This window comes from Pseudomonas sp. PS02303 (genome assembly GCF_029959925.1).
GTDB lineage: Bacteria > Pseudomonadota > Gammaproteobacteria > Pseudomonadales > Pseudomonadaceae > Aquipseudomonas > Aquipseudomonas mandelii.
In genome coordinates this window covers 1-7,936 of the sequence record NZ_JASCOM010000262.1, presented here as the reverse complement: position 1 = coordinate 7,936, position 7,936 = coordinate 1, and the positions used below count along the sequence as shown (strand labels likewise).

Here is a 7,936-nt window from a genome sequence, read left to right as displayed (position 1 = left end):
AAGAGATTTCGCGGAAGATACATTCCTGATCCGCCACTTCCCCGCAACACTTGCGTGTTGCGGGGGACGCCGGTTCAACTGGCCAATGTCGAGGAAATGTTTTTGTGAACCTCGATTTTTTGCTGAATATCCGCCACAAGTACAGCAATGTCATGGGGACTGTTCAAGTTCCATATGGGGACGTTAGTGGCGATCAGTTCCACTTTTCCTGTCATGCAGTCACAGACCCGGATCGTCAGGGACTGGTCTGCCTCCATGACGCATGTGCACACAGCGGGCAACATACTGTGTTCAATGATGTTTTGAATTTCCAGGGTTGAAAGGAACATCGTTACCTCCCTCACGCCAGATGGTTGGCCGGATGAACGGACCATCGCTTCATCCACCGAGCCAGAAAATTCTAGTCTCCTAAAGTGGGTGTCTCAAGGTCGCAGCAGGTCGCTCGTCGTCTCATAGTTGTCGCAATTTGCAACAACCCCCTCTGTGTCCGCTGTTCCCATGAGCCGCCAAAACCCCGCCGACCAAGGGCGTCACTGCCTTTCTTGGCACTTGGCACAGCCATTGCGAAAGCCTCCGTTCTCACGAACAACAAGAGGTCTCGCCATGCCCCTCCCTTATTTGCTTCCCGCCACCTCGGCGTTCATCCAGCGCGCCCCGCGCATGCTTATCGGCGGTGACTGGGTCGAGGCCGCCGACGGCCAGACCATGCCCCTGCACAACCCGGCCACCGGTGAAGTGCTGTGCGTCGTGCCAAGGGCAACGCCCGAGGACGTCGACCGCGCCGTGCTGGCCGCTCGTCAGGCCTTCGATGATTCGACCTGGACCCGCACCCGCCCACGAGAGCGGCAGAACCTGTTGTGGAAACTCGCCGACCTGATGGAACGCGACGCCGAACTGCTGGCGCAACTGGAATGCCTGAACAACGGCAAAAGCGCAGCGGTGGCCCAGGTGATGGACGTGCAGTTATCCATCGACTTCCTGCGCTACATGGCGGGCTGGGCGACCAAGATCGAAGGCTCGAGCGTTGAAGTGTCGTTGCCGCTGATGCCCAACGATCAGTTCCACAGTTTCATCCGCCGCGAAGCGGTAGGTGTAGTGGGCGCCATCGTTGCCTGGAACTTCCCGCTGCTGCTGGCCTGCTGGAAACTCGGCCCGGCCCTGGCCACCGGCTGCACCGTGGTGCTCAAACCCGCCGACGAAACCCCGCTGACCGCGCTGAAACTGGCCGAACTGGTGCTGGAAGCCGGGTACCCGGAGGGCGTGTTCAACGTGGTCACCGGCACCGGCATCACCGCCGGCTCGGCGCTGACCCACAACCCTCTGGTGGACAAGCTGACCTTCACCGGCTCCACCGCCGTGGGCAAGCAGATCGGCAAGATCGCCATGGAGTCCATGACCCGTGTCACGCTTGAACTGGGCGGCAAATCACCAACCATCGTCATGGCCGATGCCGACCTGAAAACCGCCGCAGCCGGGGCCGCCAGCGCAATTTTCTTCAATCAGGGCCAGGTGTGCTGCGCCGGTTCCAGGCTGTATGTGCAGCGCAAGCATTTCGACAATGTGGTGGCGGACATCGCCGACATCGCCAATGCCATGAAACTCGGCAACGGTCTGGACCCAAGCGTCGAGATGGGGCCGCTGATTTCCGCTCGCCAGCAGGAACGGGTGTACGGGTACATCGAAAAAGGCCGGGAAAGTGGCGCGACCATCGCCTGCGGTGGCGAGCAGTTCGGGCCAGGTTTTTTCGTCAAGCCGACGGTAATTGTCGATGTCGACCAGAAGCACTCGCTGGTGCAGGAAGAGATCTTCGGCCCGGTGCTGGTGGCGATTCCGTTCGATGATGAAGCCGATGCGTTGCGCATGGCCAATGACAGTCCTTATGGGCTGGGCGCAAGTATCTGGTCGAACGACCTGGCGGCGGTACACCGGATGATTCCGCGAATCAAATCGGGGTCGGTGTGGGTCAACTGCCACAGCGCGCTCGATCCAGCGCTGCCGTTTGGCGGGTACAAAATGTCCGGGGTCGGGCGGGAGATGGGGTATGCGGCGATTGAGCATTACACCGAGTTGAAGTCGGTGTTGATCAAGTTGTAATAGCGCCGTTCTTCGCTGATCGTTCTCACGCTCTGCGCGGGAACGATCGGTTAGGGTTTGAAGCCTTGCGACAGTAACCAACTCCGAACCATCCGCCCCTGCTCCACCGTCAACCCCGCCAGCACCTGCTCGGCCGGTTCGGTCCGCAACCGCCGCACCAACGGCGCCAGTTCAACCCCCTGCACATGCCAGATCCCCAGCGGCTGATCCGCCGTGATCACCACCTCGGCGTCATCGACAAACCCATCTTTCAACACCAGCGCCCGCTCAATCCTCAACGCCGCAAAATCCGCCTCGGCATGGGCAACTTCAGCATCCGGCCACTGCCGCCGTGCCTGCCAGAACGGCTGCTCCAGCCACCTCTGCTCATCGGCGTAAAAGTCGCGACCGATCCGCGCAAAGCGCAAAAACAGCTGCTCCACCCGCTGCTGATGAAACCGTTGGGCCAACGCCGCCCGTTCCGGTTTACGCAATAACGTGTTGATCACCGTGGGCGCCTGTAACGCTGAAGACAAGGACTGGAAAATGCCATTGCCCGACAGCGGATCCACCGCCATCGCGGCATCGCCGACCCGGATCCAGTGATCACCACAGACCTGCGGACTCAAAATCGCCGTGCTGCTGCGCGCATGCAGTTGGAGATCGGTCTCAGGCACGGCACCGAAAAACTCACGCGCCAACGCCGAACCCTGACGCCGTGCGCGGCAGTAATCCGGCAACGTCGCCTTGCCTGGCAATTGCGCGCTGGCCACGTCCACCGTCCATTGCCAATAACACTGACCGTCGGCCCGCCGCGCCATCCACGCCCAGCCGTCCTCAAGGCTTTCCACCGCGCTGGCGGTGCTGCCCGGCGTGCCTTGCCAACGATTGAGCAGGCTGACCGTCTCCGGCCCACGCAGGCCTTTGCCCAGTGCGGGCGCCTGGCGTCCGCGGGCCTCTACCAGAAAATCCGCAAGCAGCGCCTCGCGCCCTTCAATCTCGACCCGATGCCCCACCGCCGAGGCCTGAACGCTCAGCACCCGCCCTTCGATCAGATCAACACCTGCCTGACGCAGGTCTTCGCGCAAACCTCGGTCGAAACTCGGGCGATCCAACAGAAATTCGATGTTCTGCGCATGTTGCTGACCGTTCCACGACACCTGCCGCTGGGAGGGCAACGCCGCATCCGCCAACGCCTGCTGCAGGCCCGCGCCGCGCAAGGCCTCCAGTACCCGAAGCGAAACGCCTTCCAGTGCCGCAAACCGGCGCCACTCGCTGACCAGGGTCACCGCATAACCGAGTCGCCGCAAACCCAGGGCGACTGCCGCCCCGGCGGGTCCAGCGCCAAGAATTACAATCATGCGCCGAAGCGCCGTTCAGGGCCGCGATAGCGGGCGTTCTCGCGCAGCCACTCGATGACGCGCTCGTTACTCGCGTCGGGATGGGCAACCAGGAAACTCGCAATATGTCCGCTCAACGCCGCACACCCAAGGCTCGCACCGGACTGTCCCGGATAGGTCCCATGCACGCACGCCGCGAAATCGGCCTGGGCACTGTTGAGCCACGACCATTCATGCTCGGCGCAACGCGCATCGCCGGTGACGCGCAGCACCTGTGGATAATTCGCCGGATACACACCCTCGCCCTGGGCCGGGCTGGAGGCACACAACAAAATGCCCCGCGCCACCGCCGCTGCGCAGGCTTCGCGCAACAGGCTGCGATCCTGGCGTAATCCAAGGCTCAAATTAATCAAGCGAACATCCTGCGCCACCAGCCAGTCGATGGCACTGGCGATCTGCAAGGCGCTGGTGACGCCGCGCTGGTCAAACACCTGCCCCACGCAAAACACCGCCGCAGGGGCTCGCCGCCCGATGGCTTCGATCACCGCGCTGCCGTGGCCCAGCGGGTCGTCACGCAAGTCGCTTTCGGCCAGGCCATCTTCCAGCAGCGAAAAGCGCCGTCCGGCGATCACCTGCACCCGTTGCGCCGCCGAATGTCCGCTGTCGACTACGCCAATCCTTAGCTCAGGCTTCATGCAGCACCGCTTTTGAAATGAGTACGCCGTCGAGCAATTCAAAACGCACATCAGCATCAGCCAGGGTGGAAGGACGATGGCTGATCAGGATCCGCGTGCGCCCGGCAAACAGTCGGTCGATGGCCTCGATGACTTCGCGCTCGGTGGCTTCATCCACCGCCGAGGTCGCTTCATCCAACACCAGAATCAGCGGATCCTGCAACAACGCCCGGGCGATGGCGATCCGCTGTTTCTGCCCGCCGGACAACTGCTGGCCGCGTTCGCCCAACGGACTGTCGAGACCTTCGGGCAACAATTCGATCAGGCTGTCGAGTTGCGCCAACCTTGCGACTTCGGCAATCGCTTCACGGCTGGCGTCCGGCACCGCGTAAGCGAGGTTGTCGGCCAGGCTGCCGCGAAACAGCACGATGTCCTGACTGACCACGGCTATCCGCCGACGCAGCTGGAACAGGTCCAGTTCACGCAGATCGACCTCGCCCAGCAGCACCCGGCCAGCTTGCGGATCGTGATGGCGTTGCAGCAGATCGATCAGCGTTGATTTACCGACGCCGGAGCCGCCGCTCAGGGCGACTTTCAAGCCATAGGGAATTCGCGCTTCGATGCCGCGCAAGGTCGTCGGACGACCGGGATGGCTGAAGTGCACGTCGTCGAAACGCAACTCGCCGGAGGTCGGCATCGGCTTGGGTTCAACCGGTGTTAGCACGGTCGGTTCTTCACCGCGCAGTTCCATGACCCGGCCAAGGCTGACGGTCATCCGCTGAATCGCGACATAGAGCCCGAGCAGGCTCTGAACCGGTCCGACCGCCATCCCCAGGTACGTGGAAAACGCGATCAGCGCGCCCAGTTGCCAGGTCCCCTGCACCACCCAATAACCGCCAATCAAAAACGCACACGCCCGGGACAATGACGTCAGCGTGCCGGGCACCGCCTGGGTAAAAAACTCGGTGACTTGCAGGCGCAGCAGCTGGCTCATATAGCCTTGACCAAGCGACTCCAGACGGCGCGATTCGCGTTGTTGCTGGCCGGCAGACTGGATGAATTTCATCACCGGCAAGGTCTCGACCATGAACGAGGACATGTCCGCCGAGCGCTCGCGCAACTGCCGTACATCGCGCTCGACTTTGCGCCGCATCCAGCGCAGCCAGAGGATGTCGAGGGGAATCAGCACCAATGCCAGCAGTGAAAGTTTCCACGACAGGGTCAGCAGCATCGCCACCGCCACCACCAGGCCAACCACGCTCGATACCGCCGAGAACAGCGAATCCACAGCGAAGCGCTGGATCTCCGCGACGTCGCCATCCAGGCGCGACATCAGATCACCGATGCGCCGCTGTCCATAGAAGCTCGGTGACAGGGTTTGCAGATGTCGATAAAGGTCGTCGCGCAGCGAGAACAGAATCCGCCCGGACAGCCGCGTGTGCAGGTAGCGATTGATCCCCGACAGCGCTGTGCCGAGCAGCCCGGCGAGAATCATCAATCCGGCAATCAACACCAGCATCGGGAAGTTTTTCGCCAGCAAGCCATCGTCGATCAATAGTTTGGTCAGCCACGGCTGCACCAGCACCAGCGAAGAAGCGCAGACCGACAAGCCGAGCAGCCCGGCAATCGCCAATCGATGCGGGCGCACAAAACTGTAGAGCCAACGCAACGCCGCTTGCAGGGCTTCGGGGTTCTGGCTGTCGATCAGCCGAACGATCAAGCGCTGCATCACGAACGCAACTGTTTGAGCTTGCGATACAGGGTCGCGCGGCTGATGCCCAAGGCGTCGGCGGCGGCCGAGACGTTGCCCTGATGGCTGTCCAGGGCCTGGCGGATCAGCTCCAGTTCGTTTTCGCGAATGCTGCCCGATGCCGGGCGTTCAGTGGCGGTCAGTTCGTCGAGCATGCTGTCGGGCAGGTGGTCGAGGGTGAGCACCGTGTCCCCGGGTTCGCGCATGGCCAGCGCGGTGCGCAGGACCATTTCCAGTTGGCGAATGTTGCCTGGCCAATGGTAGCCGTCGAGCAAGCGACTCAGATCGTCATGCAGGACCATCGTCGGGGCATCAAGTTTGGCCAGCAGACGAGCAACCAAGCTGCTGAAATCCTCGCGCTCGCGCAGGGCCGGGAGCATCACACTGATGCCGTTGACCCGGTAGAACAGGTCTTCACGGAAGTGTTTTTCTTCGACCAGGCGCTTGAGGTCTCGGTGGGTGGCGCAGATCAGCGCGACGTCGATGTCTTGTTCCTCGCCCGCGCCCAGCGGCGCCACTTTACGGTCCTGCAACACCCGCAGCAGACGGGCCTGCAAGGCCAGCGGCATGTCACCGATTTCGTCGAGGAACAAGGTGCCGCCGTGGGCCTGTTGCAGTCGTCCGATCATGCCGCCACGACGGGAGCCGGTGAAGGCGCCTTCGCGGTAGCCGAACAGTTCCGACTCGATCAGGCCTTCAGGGATTGCCGCGCAGTTCACCGCAACGAAAGGTTTGTCACAGCGGGTTCCGGCCATGTGCAGCGCACGGGCGATGACTTCTTTACCGGTGCCGGTTTCACCGAGCAGCAACACCGGCAATTCATTGGCCAGCCCTTGGCGGGCCATGCGCAAGGCCCGGGCATAACGCACGTTACTGCCGGCCAGGGATTCGAGATCCGGTTGTGGCTTGGCGGTTTTCGCGGGGCTGCGCGGCGGTGTGCTGACGTTGATGGAACGTTGCGGCGCCCGCAGGGTTTTGTAGAAGAATTCGCCTTTGGCGGTCTGCAAACTGCCGACGCCACCTTGATGCAGACGGGACAGCAATTGCAGGCCATCGACACCGAGAAATTCCTCGCAACGCCGACCGACCAGGGCCGAACGCTCGGCACGCAGCAACTGACAGGCTTGCGCGCTGACCGCCAGGATCTGTCCGCCGAGACTCACCGCCAGCAGGCCCTGCCAAGGGGATTCAAGGTATTGCCGACGGCTGTGGAACGCGAGGACGATTTCGTCCGGGTAACTGGCGTTGAACACGCGGCTTTCGATCTGGCTGACGGCCATGGCCAGCAATGCTGTGCTGTCATGAACGCGGCCGAGGGGGCCTTCGCGGGTCAGGTCAAGGACGCCGAGGATGTCGCCTTGGGGGCAATGGATCGGCACCGATGTGCAGGAGAAATCGCTTAGACGATCGAGGTAATGCTCGCCGCAATCGATCATCGTCGGCCGGGCTTCCACCAGTGCGGTGCCCAGTGCGTTGGTACCACGAGCGGCTTCGCTCCAGCAGGCGCCCAGGGTGATGTCTTGCAGGCCGCTGCCCTTGAGGCGGTCGGCGCGTCCTTCGACGGCGAGGATGGTGGCGTCGGAGTTGGCGAGGATGATCAGGCCTTCCTTGCCTTGGCGTTCAGCCAGGTAGTCGATGGCCGGTAATGCGGCGTCGATCAGCAGGCGATTGCTTGCCAACAGCACGTCGAGGCTGGCGCTCGATTCCAGCGCCAGTTCGTGCTTGGCGTTGAAATGCACGCCATGGCTGAGGCTGCGCCGCCACGACGCATCGATTTCTGCCCGCAGAACACCATCGGGGACTTCGCCCTCCAGATGGAGTTTTTCCCGGGCCAGCCGGGCTTCGCGGTGCAGCTTGGGAGAAGGTGTTTTTATTAGCGTCATCAAGCGCTCCGGATCGGTCCGCTTTGCGCCTTTCAAGTTCAGCGCCCTGCCGCAATCTTTACGTTAACGTCAGGGCGATGGCAAGTGCCTTACAGCACTTGCGTTCTGTCAGGTGGACCGAGTCATCGTTCTTCGCGGGCAAGCCTCGCTCCTACAGGGTTGAGGCGAACCAAAATTCCCCCCCAGGCAAATAACCTGTAGGAGCGAGGCTTGCCC

At 62.3% G+C, this 7,936-nt stretch carries 6 protein-coding genes; 1 reads left to right on the top strand and 5 read right to left on the bottom strand.

The genetic code is table 11. From position 1 onward, the window contains the following. Positions 1–74: 74 nt before the first annotated feature. Positions 75–329 carry a DUF1652 domain-containing protein gene (locus QMX98_RS29640; protein ID WP_282411807.1) on the bottom strand — a complete coding sequence of 85 codons (255 nt, stop codon included), beginning with the start codon at positions 327–329 and terminating at the stop codon, positions 75–77. A gap of 274 nt (positions 330–603) precedes the next feature. On the opposite strand from QMX98_RS29640, the gene QMX98_RS29635 reads away from it, so the two are divergent. Continuing rightward, positions 604–2,094: an aldehyde dehydrogenase family protein gene (locus tag QMX98_RS29635; protein ID WP_154911472.1), complete on the top strand. Its 1,491-nt coding sequence runs from the start codon at positions 604–606 to the stop codon at positions 2,092–2,094. Positions 2,095–2,144: 50 nt separating this feature from the next. On the opposite strand, the gene QMX98_RS29630 is transcribed toward QMX98_RS29635, so the two are convergent. Genes QMX98_RS29630 through QMX98_RS29615 form a run of 4 tightly spaced genes read right to left on the bottom strand, consistent with a single transcriptional unit; the run spans position 2,145 to position 7,720 of the window. Then, positions 2,145–3,434: a tryptophan 7-halogenase gene (locus tag QMX98_RS29630; RefSeq protein ID WP_282411806.1), complete on the bottom strand. Its 1,290-nt coding sequence runs from the start codon at positions 3,432–3,434 to the stop codon at positions 2,145–2,147. Next, positions 3,431–4,108, bottom strand: a complete 678-nt coding sequence (locus QMX98_RS29625; protein ID WP_282411805.1) for a S8 family serine peptidase — start codon at positions 4,106–4,108, stop codon at positions 3,431–3,433. The genes QMX98_RS29630 and QMX98_RS29625 overlap by 4 nt, the downstream gene beginning before the upstream one ends. Beyond that, a complete protein-coding gene (locus tag QMX98_RS29620) occupies positions 4,098–5,816 on the bottom strand; it encodes an ABC transporter ATP-binding protein (RefSeq protein ID WP_282411804.1) in 1,719 nt (572 codons plus the stop codon). The genes QMX98_RS29625 and QMX98_RS29620 overlap by 11 nt, the downstream gene beginning before the upstream one ends. After that, entirely contained in the window at positions 5,816–7,720 is a 1,905-nt protein-coding gene (locus tag QMX98_RS29615; RefSeq protein WP_077748922.1) for a sigma-54-dependent Fis family transcriptional regulator, read from the bottom strand. The genes QMX98_RS29620 and QMX98_RS29615 overlap by 1 nt, the downstream gene beginning before the upstream one ends. Between the last annotated feature and the right edge of the window lie 216 nt (positions 7,721–7,936).

Bases quoted from the DNA above. Each gene is read 5' to 3' on its own strand.
- QMX98_RS29640 (WP_282411807.1), bottom strand. From the start codon at position 329: ATGTTCCTTTCAACCCTGGAAATTCAAAACATCATTGAACACAGTATG.
- QMX98_RS29635 (WP_154911472.1), top strand. From the start codon at position 604: ATGCCCCTCCCTTATTTGCTTCCCGCCACCTCGGCGTTCATCCAGCGC.
- QMX98_RS29630 (WP_282411806.1), bottom strand. From the start codon at position 3,434: ATGATTGTAATTCTTGGCGCTGGACCCGCCGGGGCGGCAGTCGCCCTG.
- QMX98_RS29625 (WP_282411805.1), bottom strand. From the start codon at position 4,108: ATGAAGCCTGAGCTAAGGATTGGCGTAGTCGACAGCGGACATTCGGCG.
- QMX98_RS29620 (WP_282411804.1), bottom strand. From the start codon at position 5,816: ATGCAGCGCTTGATCGTTCGGCTGATCGACAGCCAGAACCCCGAAGCC.
- QMX98_RS29615 (WP_077748922.1), bottom strand. From the start codon at position 7,720: ATGACGCTAATAAAAACACCTTCTCCCAAGCTGCACCGCGAAGCCCGG.